12 protein-coding genes and 2 tRNA genes are annotated in these 14100 nt (G+C 46.0%); 6 read left to right on the top strand and 8 right to left on the bottom strand.

What is annotated here, in order from left to right:
* Positions 1–99: 99 nt before the first annotated feature.
* Both KQI39_RS05675 and KQI39_RS05670 read right to left on the bottom strand, forming a co-directional pair.
* A tRNA-Gly gene (locus KQI39_RS05675) sits at positions 100–172 on the bottom strand.
* A gap of 123 nt (positions 173–295) precedes the next feature.
* The gene (locus tag KQI39_RS05670) at positions 296–994 is read right to left on the bottom strand and encodes a lysozyme family protein (RefSeq protein ID WP_148448199.1); all 699 of its coding nucleotides are present in this window, start codon (positions 992–994) and stop codon (positions 296–298) included.
* A 162-nt stretch (positions 995–1156) separates the two neighbouring features.
* Between KQI39_RS05670 and KQI39_RS05665 the strand changes: the two genes are divergently transcribed.
* Positions 1157–2236: a 3D domain-containing protein gene (locus tag KQI39_RS05665; protein ID WP_216417160.1), complete on the top strand. Its 1080-nt coding sequence runs from the start codon at positions 1157–1159 to the stop codon at positions 2234–2236.
* Positions 2237–2395: 159 nt separating this feature from the next.
* Here the strand turns inward: KQI39_RS05665 and KQI39_RS05660 are convergent.
* Together KQI39_RS05660 and KQI39_RS05655 are read right to left on the bottom strand one after the other, a co-directional pair.
* A tRNA-Phe gene (locus KQI39_RS05660) sits at positions 2396–2468 on the bottom strand.
* Positions 2469–2600: 132 nt separating this feature from the next.
* Positions 2601–3785 carry an iron-containing alcohol dehydrogenase gene (locus KQI39_RS05655; protein ID WP_216417158.1) on the bottom strand — a complete coding sequence of 395 codons (1185 nt, stop codon included), beginning with the start codon at positions 3783–3785 and terminating at the stop codon, positions 2601–2603.
* 315 nt (positions 3786–4100) lie between these two features.
* Here KQI39_RS05655 and KQI39_RS05650 point away from each other — a divergent pair, with 315 nt between their 5' ends.
* A complete protein-coding gene (locus tag KQI39_RS05650; protein ID WP_216417156.1) occupies positions 4101–5009 on the top strand; it encodes an NAD(P)/FAD-dependent oxidoreductase in 909 nt (302 codons plus the stop codon).
* A gap of 99 nt (positions 5010–5108) precedes the next feature.
* The gene (gene trxA, locus KQI39_RS05645) at positions 5109–5408 is read left to right on the top strand and encodes a thioredoxin (protein ID WP_173761898.1); all 300 of its coding nucleotides are present in this window, start codon (positions 5109–5111) and stop codon (positions 5406–5408) included.
* A 2-nt stretch (positions 5409–5410) separates the two neighbouring features.
* On the opposite strand, the gene KQI39_RS05640 is transcribed toward trxA, so the two are convergent.
* Complete coding sequence (locus KQI39_RS05640; protein ID WP_021975908.1) at positions 5411–6091, bottom strand: Crp/Fnr family transcriptional regulator; 681 nt, start codon at positions 6089–6091, stop codon at positions 5411–5413.
* Positions 6092–6316: 225 nt separating this feature from the next.
* Here KQI39_RS05640 and KQI39_RS05635 point away from each other — a divergent pair, with 225 nt between their 5' ends.
* The 3 genes from KQI39_RS05635 to KQI39_RS05625 all read left to right on the top strand — a co-directional run bounded on the left by KQI39_RS05635 (position 6317) and on the right by KQI39_RS05625 (position 9222).
* A complete protein-coding gene (locus KQI39_RS05635) occupies positions 6317–8002 on the top strand; it encodes a B12-binding domain-containing radical SAM protein (RefSeq protein WP_216417154.1) in 1686 nt (561 codons plus the stop codon).
* Positions 8003–8106: 104 nt separating this feature from the next.
* Positions 8107–8718 carry an AIR synthase-related protein gene (locus KQI39_RS05630; protein WP_216417152.1) on the top strand — a complete coding sequence of 204 codons (612 nt, stop codon included), beginning with the start codon at positions 8107–8109 and terminating at the stop codon, positions 8716–8718.
* A gap of 3 nt (positions 8719–8721) precedes the next feature.
* On the top strand, positions 8722–9222 hold the full coding sequence (locus tag KQI39_RS05625) for a tRNA (cytidine(34)-2'-O)-methyltransferase (RefSeq protein WP_021975912.1): 501 nt from the start codon (positions 8722–8724) through the stop codon (positions 9220–9222).
* Between the two features lie 169 nt (positions 9223–9391).
* On the opposite strand, the gene KQI39_RS05620 is transcribed toward KQI39_RS05625, so the two are convergent.
* Genes KQI39_RS05620 through KQI39_RS05610 form a run of 3 tightly spaced genes read right to left on the bottom strand, consistent with a single transcriptional unit; the run spans position 9392 to position 13897 of the window.
* Positions 9392–10801 carry a sensor histidine kinase gene (locus KQI39_RS05620; RefSeq protein WP_216417150.1) on the bottom strand — a complete coding sequence of 470 codons (1410 nt, stop codon included), beginning with the start codon at positions 10799–10801 and terminating at the stop codon, positions 9392–9394.
* Complete coding sequence (locus KQI39_RS05615) at positions 10798–11499, bottom strand: response regulator transcription factor (protein ID WP_015524367.1); 702 nt, start codon at positions 11497–11499, stop codon at positions 10798–10800. Before KQI39_RS05615 ends, KQI39_RS05620 begins: the two co-directional genes overlap by 4 nt.
* Before the next feature lie 16 nt (positions 11500–11515).
* Positions 11516–13897, bottom strand: a complete 2382-nt coding sequence (locus KQI39_RS05610) for an endonuclease MutS2 (protein ID WP_216417148.1) — start codon at positions 13895–13897, stop codon at positions 11516–11518.
* Positions 13898–14100 lie beyond the last annotated feature (203 nt).

Genomic DNA, 14100 nt, shown 5'->3' with positions numbered 1-14100 from the left:
TTTCTATCAGGAAATTCCGGATCTGGGATTTTTTGCGCCATTTTGTGCTTGTTTTTTGTGAAATAAAAAAAGAACTCTGAATCATTCAGAGTTCCGAAGAGCGATAGACGGGGCTCGAACCCGCGGTCTCGACCTTGGCAAGGTCGCGCGTTACCAACTACGCCACTATCGCATTTGTCTTATCTTATGAGGTGTTTCCCTCATCGACAAGACATATATTAGCACAGATTTTAAAGCATGTCAAATCTTTTTTTGCATTTTTTTGAAAAATTGAAAAAAAGAAGACATTTCCGGATCAAGACGTTTCAGATTCACTGCTTATGTGATAATAGCGAAGTACATGATCCGGGTAATACTGGTCACCGTAATCCCATGGACCTGCCGGATCGTGAAGGGGATCGTCTTCATCACGCTGCTTGCCACCACTTGCCATCTGGGCAAATGCCTGGGCGCTTTCGGTTGTCCAGGAGGTTTCTCCGTTTTTGGCAAGATAAGAGAAATAAGAGTCTGTACCAAAATTATAGGCCTGCAGGGCAAGACGGATATGGGGCAGATCAGCAGGTCCTGTGCATCCGGATTTATCCAGGGCATATTTCAGCTCCTGGATTCCACAGGAGATAGAATAGGAAGGATCTGTGATTCCGTTAGGCTGCTGGGGATACTGCGTATTATAAGCGCCTTCGGATGACTGCATGGGATCGGTTCCCTGGCCGGAGCTTTCCTGCATCATAACCGCCAGGATCAGATCTACATAGTCAGACATGCCATATTGGGCGGCTTCCGTGGTAACTTCATCCCGGTAGGCTTCACAGGATGCATTGATCTGATACGTATTTGTCTGCTTTCCGGAAAATCTGGATAAACGCAGAAAAATGCATCCGAGGACCAGTAAAAAGATCAAGCCCAGAAAGAACTTCTGTCTGCGAACCTGGCGTACGCGGAGACGCTGGCGTTGTTTTTTTGTAAGTTTAGGGGTTTTTCGTTTTGTATTCATAAGCTTATTTTACCCGTCGGATGGTGATTTGACCAGTTAAGAAATGTGATCTTTTTGTTAAAATTTTCTGAAGACTGACCTACAAAATTGCAAAATACGATCTGATATGCTATGATAGTCGGGACAAACCGCAGAATGCCGGAAAAAAGGAGGCAAGATTTCATGCGTAAAAGGCTTCTTGCAGTTATTTTGTGTGCTTCCATGATATTCCCTGTATCAGCATCTGCAGAGGTACTTGGATATGAAGCAACACTGAATACATATACACAGGAGAAAAAATCCCCTCAGCAGTTTCAGATTGATGATGGGGAAGGAAATACAGTAAATGCACTGGCGAAGACGGACACCCTTTATGTCACTGCGAAGAATACCGCAATTCGGTCCAATCCCGGAGAGAGTGGATCAGAACTTCGATCCGTTCTTCTGGGAACGAAACTTGAGAGAGTTGCCGTATGTGACAACGGATGGAGTAAAGTTACGTTTCAGAAAGACGGAGAGGACAAGATTATCGGTTATGTTCAGGATAGCGTGCTCAATGATACGGAAACCGTGAATAAATTTACGGATACAGTCACGGCAGCCAAAGACAGCGATATTCTTGATTATCCGGGAAAAAAAGACGGAGAAGTAGTAGGAGAAGTTCTTCAGGATGATGAGCTGAAGAGGACTGGTACTGTAGATGATATCTGGAGCCGGATCGTTTACACCGATGACAGCGGTGCACAGCAGACTGGATATATTCCTACCAGCTGTCTGGAAGGATATCAGGAGAACGAAGTAGCCAAAGCAGAGCAGGAAAAGAAAACAAAAGCAGGTTCCCTTACCAAGAGTTCCGGAGAAGGTATTTTTGCAGACGCTGTGGACGGCGTAACGTCTACGGGTGGTTCCGGAACATCTGCCAATGGTGTAAAAGTCGGAACTCCGGTATCAGTTTCTTCCGATGCCACACTGAAATCTTTGGGAACTTTCCGTATTACCCATTACTGCCCATGCAGTATCTGCTGTGGTCCATGGTCAAATGGAATCACATCTACAGGTGTAACGGCAACAACCAATCACACCATAGCAGTAGACCCCAGCCAGATTCCATATGGTTCCAAGGTGGTGATCAATGGACAGGTTTACGTGGCGGAGGATTGCGGAGGTGCGATCCGTACCAACTGTATTGATGTTTATGTTGCCACACATTCAGAGGCAGAGGAGAAAGGTGTATTTTATACAGAAGTTTATCTGCTTCAGTAAAAACGCCGTATAACAAAAAATACTGCATCAGACTTAATGTATAAATCGGAATATAAATATCCGCTTTATCAGAAAATGTCGAATGCAGTATTTTTTATTTATAAAAAGAAAAACTCTGTTCAACAGGAAACAGGAACTGTGAACAGAGCAAAAAAATAATGCCCAGAGCCGGAATCGAACCAGCGACACGAGGATTTTCAGTCCTCTGCTCTACCAACTGAGCTATCTGGGCATGTCTCTTTCGAGCACTTTGTTACTTTAACACATTTATGTAGAGAATGCAAGGGGAAAATGAAAAAAAGCAGATGTTTTTCTGAAAAATCCGATTTTCAAAAAAACATCTGCAATATTATATGCGGCAAATTCAGCGGGCAGCCAGATAAATTTTTTCCATATCTTTCATATTTAACTGTTTGAAGACACCGATGGTACGGGTATCTTCATAACTGCACTTAAATGCCAGATCGTGGATATCTTTTTCTGTAAGATCAAGACCAAGCTCATGAAGGCTGGTAGGCATCTGAATGGAACGGAAATAATCTTCCATGGCTTCAATACCGGCAAGTGCGGTTTTGTTGAAATCGATGCTGCATGGGATTTCAAATACGTTGGTAGCAAACTGGGCAAAACGTTCTGGATTTGCGTCATAGACATAACGGGCCCAGCTTCCCCACAGTGCGGCCAGACCGGCACCGTGAGCTACATCGTAAGTTCCGCCAAGTTCATGTTCCAGCTGGTGACATGCCCAGTCACCGCCGCCGGTTCCACAGCCGGTGAGGCCGTTGTGGGAGAGACTTCCTGCCCACATGATTTCTGCCCTGGCAGTGTAATTATCCGGCTCATTCAGCAAGATACGGGAATTGTAGATTACCGTCTGCATCAGAGATTCGCTGATGCTGTCTGTAATTTCCATAGTTTCGATATTTACAAAATACCGTTCCATGGTATGCATCAGGATATCCACACAGCCGCTTTCTGTCTGATACTGAGGTAAGGTGTATGTAAGCCGTGGATTTAAAATGGCAAAACGTGGCCTGCACAGGTCATTTCGGGCAGTACTGCGCTTCAGCCAGCCCTCTTCATTTGTGATGACACAGGAATTGCTCATTTCACTTCCGGAAGCTGCGATGGTAAGGATTACACCAACTGGAAGACATGCTTTCGGAGTTTCTGTGCGGAGGAAAAAGTTCCATACGTCTGTTTCCGAATTTGCAAGACCGTAACCGATGGCCTTACAGGAATCAATAACACTTCCGCCTCCTACGGCAAGAAGAAAATCCACATTTTCTCTGCGACAGAGTTCGATTCCTTCCCGGACTTTGGAAAGACGCGGATTGGGAACGACGCCGCCAAGAGTTACATAGGCAATCCCTGCCTCGTCAAGTACGGATCTGATCTCATTAATAAGACCGGATTTGACGGCACTGTGTCCACCATAGTGGATCAGAACTTTTTTACAGTTCTGTTCTTTCAGAAGTGTGGCAATTTTAAGATGTGTATCTTTTCCAAAAACCACCCGTGTGGGGGTAAAATATTCAAAACTTCTCATAATAAACAACTCTCCCTTATTTCATAATTGATCTATTCGAAATCACGAAAATTAATTAAAAGCAAAAATGGATGATTTGCATCAGCAAACCGTTATAATAATAGCATAGAAGAGGGCCGGGTGCAAGATTTCGGAAAACGTTTGCGACAGGAAAAACAGGGAAGATAAAGGTGATAAAGGGGATGTAATTCCAAAAGGATGTGGTATAATAGTTTTTGTGAGAAAGTAAAAGTGACTTAATCACAGAAACAGACCGATGCAGAGCGTATATTATAAAACAGATTTCAAAGAAGCAGAAGAAAGCAGGTGTCTGAAATGGAAAATATCATTATCGTAGGAGCAGGCCCGGCAGGAATTTCCGCAGCTCTTTATGCAGCGAGAGGAAATATGGACCCGCTGATCATCAATACAGGAATTGGTTCACTGGAAAAAGCAGAGAAGATCGAGAATTATTACGGACTTGAGAGACCTCTTTCCGGAAAAGAACTTTTTGAAAGAGGACTTGAGCAGGCCAGGGCACTTGGCGTCAGGATTCTGGATGCACAGGTTGTGGGAATGGGAGGCTTTGATACCTTTGAGGTAAAAACAACCGAAGGCGATTTTGAAGCCCGCAGTGTGATCCTGGCAACCGGAAGCAAAAGAGCCTCCGCGAAAATTCCGGGAGTGAAGGAATTTGAAGGAAAAGGAGTCAGCTATTGTGCAGTATGCGATGCATTTTTCTACCGTGGAAAAGATGTAGCAGTTCTTGGAAACAGTGATTTTGCTCTTCATGAAGCTGAGGAACTTTCTCATACAGCTTCCCATGTGACGATTTTTACAGATGGAAAGAAACCGGAATTTTCAAAAGAGAATGCAATTGACGTGAATACCATGAAAATTCAGGCAATTGAGGGAGATGAGCGTGTTCAGGGACTTCGCCTGAAAGGAGATGTATCCTTACAGGAAGCAGGCGAACCGCAAACGTCATTTGCACCTGCAGAAGGTGTTTTTGTGGCATTGGGTACAGCCGGAAGTTCAGAGATGGCCCGTCAGATTGGTGCGGAACTGAATGAAAAAGGAAATATCAGGGTGAATGAAGAGATGGAGACAACGGTTCCCGGACTGTACGCGGCAGGGGATTGTACCGGAGGTCTTCTTCAGGTGGCAAAGGCCGTACATGATGGAGCACAGGCAGGACTTTCTGCCTGTCAGTATGTGCGGAAACTTCTGAAAGGGAAGGCATAGAGTGAAGACAGCATAAATTCAGAAGAACGGCAGACACTGATAACGATCAGGATTATGATCGGATTTTCATAACATATAAATTTAAGGAGGAATTTTATCATGGCAAAAGTTTTTACAACAGACAATTTTGAAACTGAGGTATTAAATGCAGAGAAACCGGTACTGGTAGATTTCTGGGCAACCTGGTGCGGACCGTGCAGACGTCAGGCTCCGGTTGTGGAAGAGCTGGCAGAAGCAGAATACGAAGTAGGGAAAGTAGACGTAGATAAAGAACCGTCTCTTGCACAGCAGTATAAGATTATGAGTATTCCTACACTGCTTGTGTTTAAGGGTGGAAAAGAGACAGCACGTTTTGTGGGACTGACATCAAAAGCGGAGCTTGAGGCAGCACTTCAGTAAGATCAGAAAGTATTCATCATTTCATAAAGACGGCTTTTATCCAGAATGCGGATCGATCCCCGTGAAATCTGGATAGAGCCGTCTTTATTCATTTTTTTGAGGCTGCGGCTGACTGCCTCCCTGGCGCTTCCGATGGAGCGGGCGATGGCTTCTTGGGTGAGCGTGAGTTCATCGGAACCGGTATCTGCAGCTTCGTCCAGAAGGAAGGCTGCAATCCTCTGAGGTAACGTCATAAAAAATGTCCGTTCGATTCCTGCGATCACATCCGAGAAATGTTCGGTTGTCCGTTTATAAATGAAATTTTCCAGATAGATATTGTTTTTCATCAGCCGGGAAAAAGGAACTGCCGGAAGCAGAAGCAGATCACAGTCTGTTTCCGCATCGATCTGCACATCAAATGTGATGGCAGAAAGCATGCAGGAAGCGGAAAGGGTGCAGATATCACTGTCCCTTAAACGGTACAGTGTGGCTTCTTTTCCCTGAGAGGACAGAAGGTACACGCGGAGAACGCCCTTCAGAAGAAAAAGAGTTCCCAGGCACTGGCGTTCTTCTGACTGTATGGCAGCACCTGCCGGGTAATGGAGTTCGCGGATATTATCAAGAAGAAAATCCTGGTCTTCTTCGGTCATATGTTCCCAGAAGGGAAAAGCCTGAAAATAGTTCAGGCAGCTGTTTCGGTCCATAAAAAGGTACTCCTTTATAAAAGATGTAGTATCCATTTTAACGCTGTTTGAATGGAAATACAACAGAAACGGAATCTTTATGCATACCGGGAATCCCTGTTTTTCTATTTACATCCGGGGGCTGGAACGTTATAATCATAAAGCGAAAAGAATCAGACAGAGAAAGAATGAAAACTGCCGGATGTAGAAGTCTGTCACCCGGCAGAAGTTAGGAGAATAGTAATTTTGAAGATCTTACTTGCAGCGTGCAACGCAAAATATATCCATTCCAATCTTGCAGTATACAACTTGAAATCCTGCTCCGGAAAGTACAGTCCCAATGTAGTGATCAAAGAGTATACGATCAACCAGATCCGGGATGACATTTTAAAGGACATTTATCTGGAACAGCCGGATGTGATCTGTTTTTCCTGCTATATCTGGAATATTTCCTTTGTAAAAGAACTGGTACCGGATCTTAAGAAAATCCTTCCACATGTGGATTTCTGGGCAGGCGGTCCGGAAGTATCTTACGATGCGGTGGAATTTCTGAAAAAGAATCCCGCGTTTTTTGGTGTGATGGTAGGAGAGGGAGAGGAAACTTTCCATGAACTGGCAGGATATTATATAGAAAGAAAGCCGGAAAACCTGAAAGAAATCCGAGGTGTGGCTTTTCATGACGAAACCAAAGTCCCGGATATTGTACACACAGGCTGGCGGGAACTGATGGATTTAAGTAAAGTTCCGTTTGCATACAGCAATCTTACAGAGTTTAAAAACCGTATCATCTATTATGAGAGTAGCAGAGGGTGCCCGTTTTCCTGCAGCTACTGTCTTTCTTCCATAGACAAGAAGCTTCGGTTCCGTGATATCGAACTTGTAAAAAACGAATTGCAGTTTTTTATTGACAATAAGGTTCCACAGGTCAAATTTGTAGACCGTACCTTTAACTGCAAACATGATCACGCCATGGCAATCTGGCGGTATATTACAGAGCATGACAACGGGATCACGAACTTCCATTTTGAAATTTCCGCGGACCTTCTCCGTGAGGAGGAACTGGCTCTGATGAAAACCATGCGCCCGGGCCTGATCCAGCTGGAGATCGGGGTACAGTCCACCAATCCGCAGACCATCAAAGCTATTCGGAGAACCATGGATTTTGAAAAACTGAAAGGAATCGTAGAGCAGATCCACGGCTTTGGAAATATCCACCAGCATCTGGATCTGATCGCAGGACTTCCATATGAGGGATATGACAGCTTCCATAAGTCGTTCTGCGACGTCTATGCACTGCGTCCGGAGCAGTTTCAGCTTGGTTTTCTGAAGGTGCTGAAGGGTTCCCATATGATGGAGATGACCGGAGAATATCAGATCCTTTACAAAGACCGGGAACCTTATGAGGTGCTTTCCACAGCCTGGCTGACCTACGGGGAGATTTTGAGGCTGAAAATGGTGGAAAGTATGGTGGAAGTGTATTATAATAGTGGTCAGTTCAAACACACCCTTGTATTTCTGGAACAGTATTTTGAAGATCCTTTCCGGATGTATGAGGCACTTGGCAGATTTTATGAGAAAAAAGGATACTCGGAGATTTCTCATTCCAGGATGAGACGCTATGAGATCCTGATGGAATTTGCCGGAGAACAGAAAGAGATCCCGCTGGAAGTTCTTTCCGATGTGATGCTTCTGGATCTTTATCTTCGTGAGAATTTAAAGAGCAGGCCATCCTTTGCATCCGATCAGAAGCCCTATGAGAGGATGATCTGGGATTACCGGAAAGCGGAAAAAATCCCGAAGACCGCCCATATCGAGGTATTCCGAGATGGAAAGAAGATTCTTTTTGATTATACAGACAGGGATCCTTTGACCAACAATGCGCGATTAACGGATATTACAGATGAGGTGAATAAAAATTATGGGAATGTTTGATCCGAAAAAAAGAAAAGTGATCACAGCGATCATCGCAGTTATTCTGGTTCTTGCAATGGTAGTTCCGACTGTACTTTCGCTGATCATTTATTAAGGCGGCAGTTATGAAACTTGGGAAAAAAGCACTGGAGGCACTTCAGGCGGAAATAGATGGACAGCTGAAACCCGGAGATGAACTGATCGTGGCAGGCCCTGTGGCAGCTGAAGGTACGGCATGGATCACGGAGAACTACCATGACAGGCTGCGGGAAGTTTTTGCGGAACGTTTCCTTGAGGATGCCAGAAAACTTCCGGAAGTTTACGGAACAGGAACAGAGAAAGAGAACAATAAGGTCTGGAAGATGGCGGAAGAAGCCGGAGCCAGTGCCAGGTATCTGATGGGAGAAGGCGGTTTTCTGTCTGCCCTCTGGAAAATGGCGGAAGCATCCGGGGTGGGACTCAGCGCAGATCTTCGAAGTGTACCGATCCGTCAGGAAACCATAGAGATCTGTGAAATCTTTGATATAAATCCCTACAAACTTCTTTCCGGTGGAAGCGTTCTTCTGGGAATCCAGGGTGGCGATGCGTTTGTGCAGGAACTGCGAAGAGAAGGGATCATGGCAGCAGTGATCGGGCAGACCAATTCCGGAAATGACCGGCTTCTCTACAGCGGCGGAAATGCCAGATATCTGGAGCGGCCGGCGGAAGACGAGATTAAAATACTGAAAAGAGGATAAATAATGGGAGTTTTAAACATTGTACTCCATGAGCCGGAGATTCCGGCAAATACAGGAAATATTGGAAGAACCTGCGTGGCAACAGGAACCAGGTTACATCTGATCGAGCCGCTTGGATTTCGGCTCAATGAAAAGGCGATCAAGCGTGCAGGAATGGATTACTGGGAACATCTGGATGTGACCAGATATCTGGATTATGAGGACTTTCTCAAGAAGAATCCGGGAGCGAAGATCTATTACGCAACCACCAAAGCACCCCAGACATATACAGATGTAAAGTATGAGGATGACTGTTTCATTATGTTTGGCAAGGAAAGCGCGGGAATTCCAGAGGATATCCTGGTAAAAAATCAGGAAACCTGCGTGAGGATCCCCATGATCGGGGATATCCGTTCCCTGAATCTGAGCAATTCCGTTGCCATTGTTCTTTATGAGGCACTGCGCCAGCATAATTTTGCACATATGAATCTGGAAGGGCACCTGAGAAATTACGACTGGAAATAAGATTGTGAACGGATTGAAAGATTGAAAGTGCATGTCTGCTTTACATACTGAATAGCAAGCCGAAGAAGATTTATAGAGTAAATAAAAGAACCTCTGATCTGGAAAGATTGTAGGAAATATTAAGGAATATTTCTTTTACAGCTTTTCGGATCAGAGGTTCTTTTATGTTTTATTTTGCTTTTTCCAGAGTGAAGATAAATTCCGTTCCCACACCAACAGTGCTGATCACATTGATATTCTGCTTGTGGGCGTTGATGATCTCTTTTACAATGGCAAGCCCAAGGCCGGTACCTTTGCGGTCTTTTCCACGGGAGGCATCGATCTTGTAGAAGCGATCCCAGATTTTGGAAAGGCTTTCCTTTGGGATTCCGGTTCCCCGGTCTTTGACAGAGACAAAAACTTTGCCATGGTTGACGGTTGTTTCCAGTGTAATGGAAGAATTGTCACTGCTGAATTTTACTGCATTATCCAATAAATTGTACAGTACCTGCTGGATCTGCTCCATATCCGCGCGGACGAACAGCTCTTTGCCTGCCAGAAGGAGTTCCAGCCGGATGTTCCGTTCCGAACAGGTTCCCTCGAAGGTGGCGGCTGTGGTACGGATCGTTTCATTGATATCAAAGCGCCGCAAATGCATCATACGCTTTTTGACATCCAGCTCGTTTAAGGTAAGGAGACTTCGGGTAAGCTTCTCCAGACGGGTGGATTCAAAAGCAATGACCTTCAGATAACGTTCCTGCATTTCCGGTGGGATGGTACCGTCCAGCATGGCTTCCACATAGCCTTTGATGGAGGTCAGAGGCGAGCGGAAATCATGGGACACGTTGGAAATGAACTGCCGTTGATATTCTCCGTTTTTGTTCAGCTTGTCTGCCATGTAATTCAGGGAGTGGGAAAGATATCCCATCTCATCTTCGGAATCTACTGGGATCGTGTAGGAAAGATTTCCGTTGGCAAATTCCAGGGCACCCTTCAGGATCTCTTTTAACGGTTTGTGCACCCGGTAGAAATAAATCAGCAGGAAACTGAAAAACAAAGCGTAAATAATAATAAAGATTAGGATCATGACCTCTACGATATTGCTGCGGCTTTCGTAGAGGTTTTTCATAGGGTAGTGGACTGCCAGATAACCGATCACCTGGTCTGTATCTTTTATGGGAACGACGGTGCTTAACTGCGTGGTTTTGAATGTCCCATAAAACGTACCGGAAGAATAACAGATATTTTCGTAATCTGCAGGCCAGAAATTTTTGACAGTGATCTCACCGGAGCCGGAAGACTGTTCATCTGTGTTTATCAGAACGGTTCCGTCCGTGTCCATGACCCAGAAGTCTGCATTCTGAAAAGCCGCTGCAGAGGAAAGAGCCAGGGAAAGGGAGTCGTTTTCCGGGTCTTTTACAGCCTGACGGAGTTCATTTCCGGAAACCATCTGGCTGGCTGTGCGGTAAAGGGACTCTCCGGTGGAGCGTTCAAGCCTTTTTTCTACCAGGTAGGAGCCGCCGGAGGAAAGCAGCAGAAAGCAGATTCCCCCCAACACAAAATACAGGATCAGCAGTTTGGTATAAAGATGCTGCTTCATGAATCTTTTACCTCAAATTTGTAACCGATGCCCCAGACTGTGGAAAGAGCCCAGTTTGGATTATCCTTGATCTTCTCACGGAGACGCTTGATGTGAACGTCTACAGTCCTGGTATCCCCGATGTATTCATAGCCCCAGATGTGATCCAGGAGCTGTTCCCTTGTAAAAACCTGATTGGGAGAAGCTGCCAGGAAATAGAGAAGCTCCAGTTCCTTTGGCGGCATATCGATCTGATGTCCCATATATGTCACAGAATAGTTGGTCAGGTTGATCACCAGATCCGGATAGGATACACATTTTTCCTTTGGTGCGGCAGATGGTGATTTTACATGGAATCTGCGAAGCACTGCACGGACACGTGCAACCAGTTCTTTGGAGTCGAAAGGTTTGATGATGTAATCGTCTGCTCCAAGTTCCAGTCCCAGGACTTTGTCAAAGGTTTCTCCTTTGGCGGAAAGCATGATGATCGGTACATCGGAAGTATGACGGATCTCACGACATACCTGGTATCCGTCAATACCCGGGAGCATCAGATCCAGAAGGATCAGATCCGGGTGAAAAATATGGAACTGCTTCAGGGCTTCCTCGCCGTCATTTACGATCTTGGTCTCAAAGCATTCTTTTGTGAGATAGAGAGCTACCAGCTCTGCAATGTTGTTGTCATCGTCAACAATGAGGATTTTCTGTTTTGTAGCCATGGTTTCCGCTCCTTTTTTATTTCTTGAATTCTACGATGGTTACGCCGGCATCGCCTTCTCCGAATTCTCCAAGACGGAAGGAAGCTACATGTTTCTGGCGTTTCAGGTAATTGTGGACACCTTTTCTGAGGGCGCCGGTGCCTTTTCCGTGAACAATGCGGACGGATTTCATGTGTGCGATGTAGGCGTCATCCAGATATTTGTCCAGCTCTGCAACTGCCTCATCCACGGTTTTTCCCAGAAGATTGATCTCTGTGGAAATGCTGGCCGCTTTTGACATGCGGATCTTTCCGGCGCCAGTACGCTGCATGGACGGGGTGGTGATTACCGGCTCGTCCACAAGCTCCAGATCGGAGATATGTACTTTGGAACGGATGATTCCCATCTGCACAAAGAGATATCCCTTGGAATCCGGATGGCTGGAAACGGTTCCTTTCAGATTCAGGCTGAGAACTTTTACAGTATCGCCAAGAGAAAGATCGGATGGTTTCAGCTGCTTCTTTGGTTTTTGCTTCTGCTGTTTGGAAGACATGCCTTTCTCGGCCTTTGACATACGTTTCTTCAGGTTCTGGCGCTCTTTTTCCACAGAAGCGGTATCTACGTGATCCTTCTGGAATTTATGGAAAAGTTTCATGGTCTGGTCTGCGTATTCCTTGGTATCACGGAGAATCGCATGTGCCTGTTCATTGGCTTCTCTGAGAATGCGCTCTTTTCGTTCGTCCAGTTTTTCCTCTTTTTCCTGGAGAGATTTTTTCAGTTCTTCTACCTGCTCTTTGTAACGGGCAATTTCTGCACGTTCGTTTTCGATGGTGACACGGCTCTGCTCCAGGGATGTCAGAACGTCTTCAAAAGATTCATCCTGCTCACTGATCTGTTCTTTTGCTTTGTCGATGATGAAATCCGGAAGTCCCAGTTTGGAAGAAATAGCGAATGCGTTACTTTTTCCGGGAACACCGATCAGGAGACGGTAGGTGGGGCGTAAGGTTTCCACATCGAATTCGCAGCAGGCATTTTCCACACCTGGAGTGGAAAGGGCATAGATCTTCAGTTCGCTGTAATGGGTGGTTGCCATGGTGCGGATACCCTGTTCGTGAAGATGGGACAGGATCGCAATGGCAAGAGCGGCACCCTCGGTAGGGTCAGTACCTGCACCAAGCTCATCGAAGAGGACCAGGGAATCCTGATCTGCGGATTTCAGGAAGGAAACCACGTTTGTCATATGAGAGGAGAAGGTACTTAAGGACTGCTCAATGCTTTGCTCATCTCCGATATCTGCATAGACTTCGCGGAAAAGTGCAAGTTCAGAACGATCCAGTGCCGGAATATGAAGGCCTGCCTGGCCCATAAGGGTAAGAAGTCCCACGGTTTTCAGGGAGACAGTTTTACCACCGGTGTTTGGTCCTGTGACAACCAGGAGGTCAAAATCATCTCCAAGGCGGATGTCAATAGGAACGGCTTTTTTCTTGTCGATCAGCGGGTGACGGGCCTGGCGCAGGCGAATCCGTCCTTCAGTATTGAAGATCGGTTCGCTGGCATTCATGTCCATGGCAAGAGCGGCGCGAGCAAAAATAAAGTCCAGCTGTACCATGATGGAAAGATCTGCGTGGATGGCTTCCAGCTCTGCGGCTACCTGCTGGCTTAAAGACGCAAGGATCACTTCGATCTCTTTCTGTTCTTTCAGCTCCAGCTCGCGGATGTCGTTGTTCAGTTTGACAACAGCCATAGGCTCAATGAAAAGAGTGGAACCTGTGGCGGACTGGTCGTGGATCATACCGGCTACCTGACCTTTGTACTCGGCTTTTACCGGGATACAGTAGCGGCCGTCACGCATGGTGATGACAGAATCCTGAAGATAATTCCGGGCGCTTCCTGCAACCAGAGAAGAAAGCTGAGTGTGGATCCGGTCGTTGGTGGCCTTGATGCTGCGGCGGATCTGACGAAGGGTGCTGCTGGCATCGTCACTGATCTCATCCTCGGAAAGGATACAGCGGCGGATCTCTGTGCTCAGAGGTGTGAGAGGTTCCAGTGCCGCAAACATTCCGTCAAGTGAATCGGTCATTCCATCGTCACGGTCATTTCTGGAATAGGCTTTGACATGGCCGGTATTTTCCAGAAGACTGCAGACGGAAAGCAGCTCCGGCGCGTTCAGGGCGCTGCCTACAGTAAGACGTTTCAGTGTGCCCCGGATATCCTTGACACTTCCAAAGGAAATGCCGCCTTTTTTGAACAGGCGTGCAAGGGCATCGTGGGTCTGCAGCTGCATGGACCGGATTTCCTCGATATCTGTGGAAGGGGTAAGCTTCCGGCAGAGATCTTTTCCCATGGGGGAGGAAGCCTTGTCTGTCAGCAGATCTATGATTTTATAGTATTCAAGTGCTTTGTATGCTTTTTTGTTCATTGTTGCTGTAGTTACTCCTTTTTGTTACTTCTGTTGATCTCGTGTTTTTCTGCGTAACACAGGATATGCAAAAAAACACTTCGTTTCCTATTTTACATGATTTCCATAGCAAAGGAAAGTAAAATGTGTTATGATACTGAATAAAGCCCGGATATAAGGGGAGACTGTGCGAAAATGCAGGGAAAGACCGGACCGGGATGCAG

Origin of the sequence: Blautia sp. MSJ-36, from assembly GCF_018917985.1 — a bacterium.
GTDB lineage: Bacteria > Bacillota > Clostridia > Lachnospirales > Lachnospiraceae > Blautia_A.
Note: the sequence above shows the minus strand (reverse complement) of the source record. Positions and strands in the feature narration are given on the sequence as shown.

Excerpts from the sequence above, each read along its gene's own strand:
- KQI39_RS05670 (WP_148448199.1), bottom strand. The coding sequence starts at position 994 with ATGAATACAAAACGAAAAACCCCTAAACTTACAAAAAAACAACGCCAG.
- KQI39_RS05615 (WP_015524367.1), bottom strand. The coding sequence starts at position 11,499 with ATGGCTACAAAACAGAAAATCCTCATTGTTGACGATGACAACAACATT.
- KQI39_RS05625 (WP_021975912.1), top strand. The coding sequence starts at position 8,722 with ATGGGAGTTTTAAACATTGTACTCCATGAGCCGGAGATTCCGGCAAAT.
- KQI39_RS05610 (WP_216417148.1), bottom strand. The coding sequence starts at position 13,897 with ATGAACAAAAAAGCATACAAAGCACTTGAATACTATAAAATCATAGAT.
- KQI39_RS05640 (WP_021975908.1), bottom strand. The coding sequence starts at position 6,091 with ATGGACCGAAACAGCTGCCTGAACTATTTTCAGGCTTTTCCCTTCTGG.
- KQI39_RS05655 (WP_216417158.1), bottom strand. The coding sequence starts at position 3,785 with ATGAGAAGTTTTGAATATTTTACCCCCACACGGGTGGTTTTTGGAAAA.
- KQI39_RS05630 (WP_216417152.1), top strand. The coding sequence starts at position 8,107 with ATGAAACTTGGGAAAAAAGCACTGGAGGCACTTCAGGCGGAAATAGAT.
- trxA (WP_173761898.1), top strand. The coding sequence starts at position 5,109 with ATGGCAAAAGTTTTTACAACAGACAATTTTGAAACTGAGGTATTAAAT.
- KQI39_RS05665 (WP_216417160.1), top strand. The coding sequence starts at position 1,157 with ATGCGTAAAAGGCTTCTTGCAGTTATTTTGTGTGCTTCCATGATATTC.
- KQI39_RS05620 (WP_216417150.1), bottom strand. The coding sequence starts at position 10,801 with ATGAAGCAGCATCTTTATACCAAACTGCTGATCCTGTATTTTGTGTTG.
- KQI39_RS05650 (WP_216417156.1), top strand. The coding sequence starts at position 4,101 with ATGGAAAATATCATTATCGTAGGAGCAGGCCCGGCAGGAATTTCCGCA.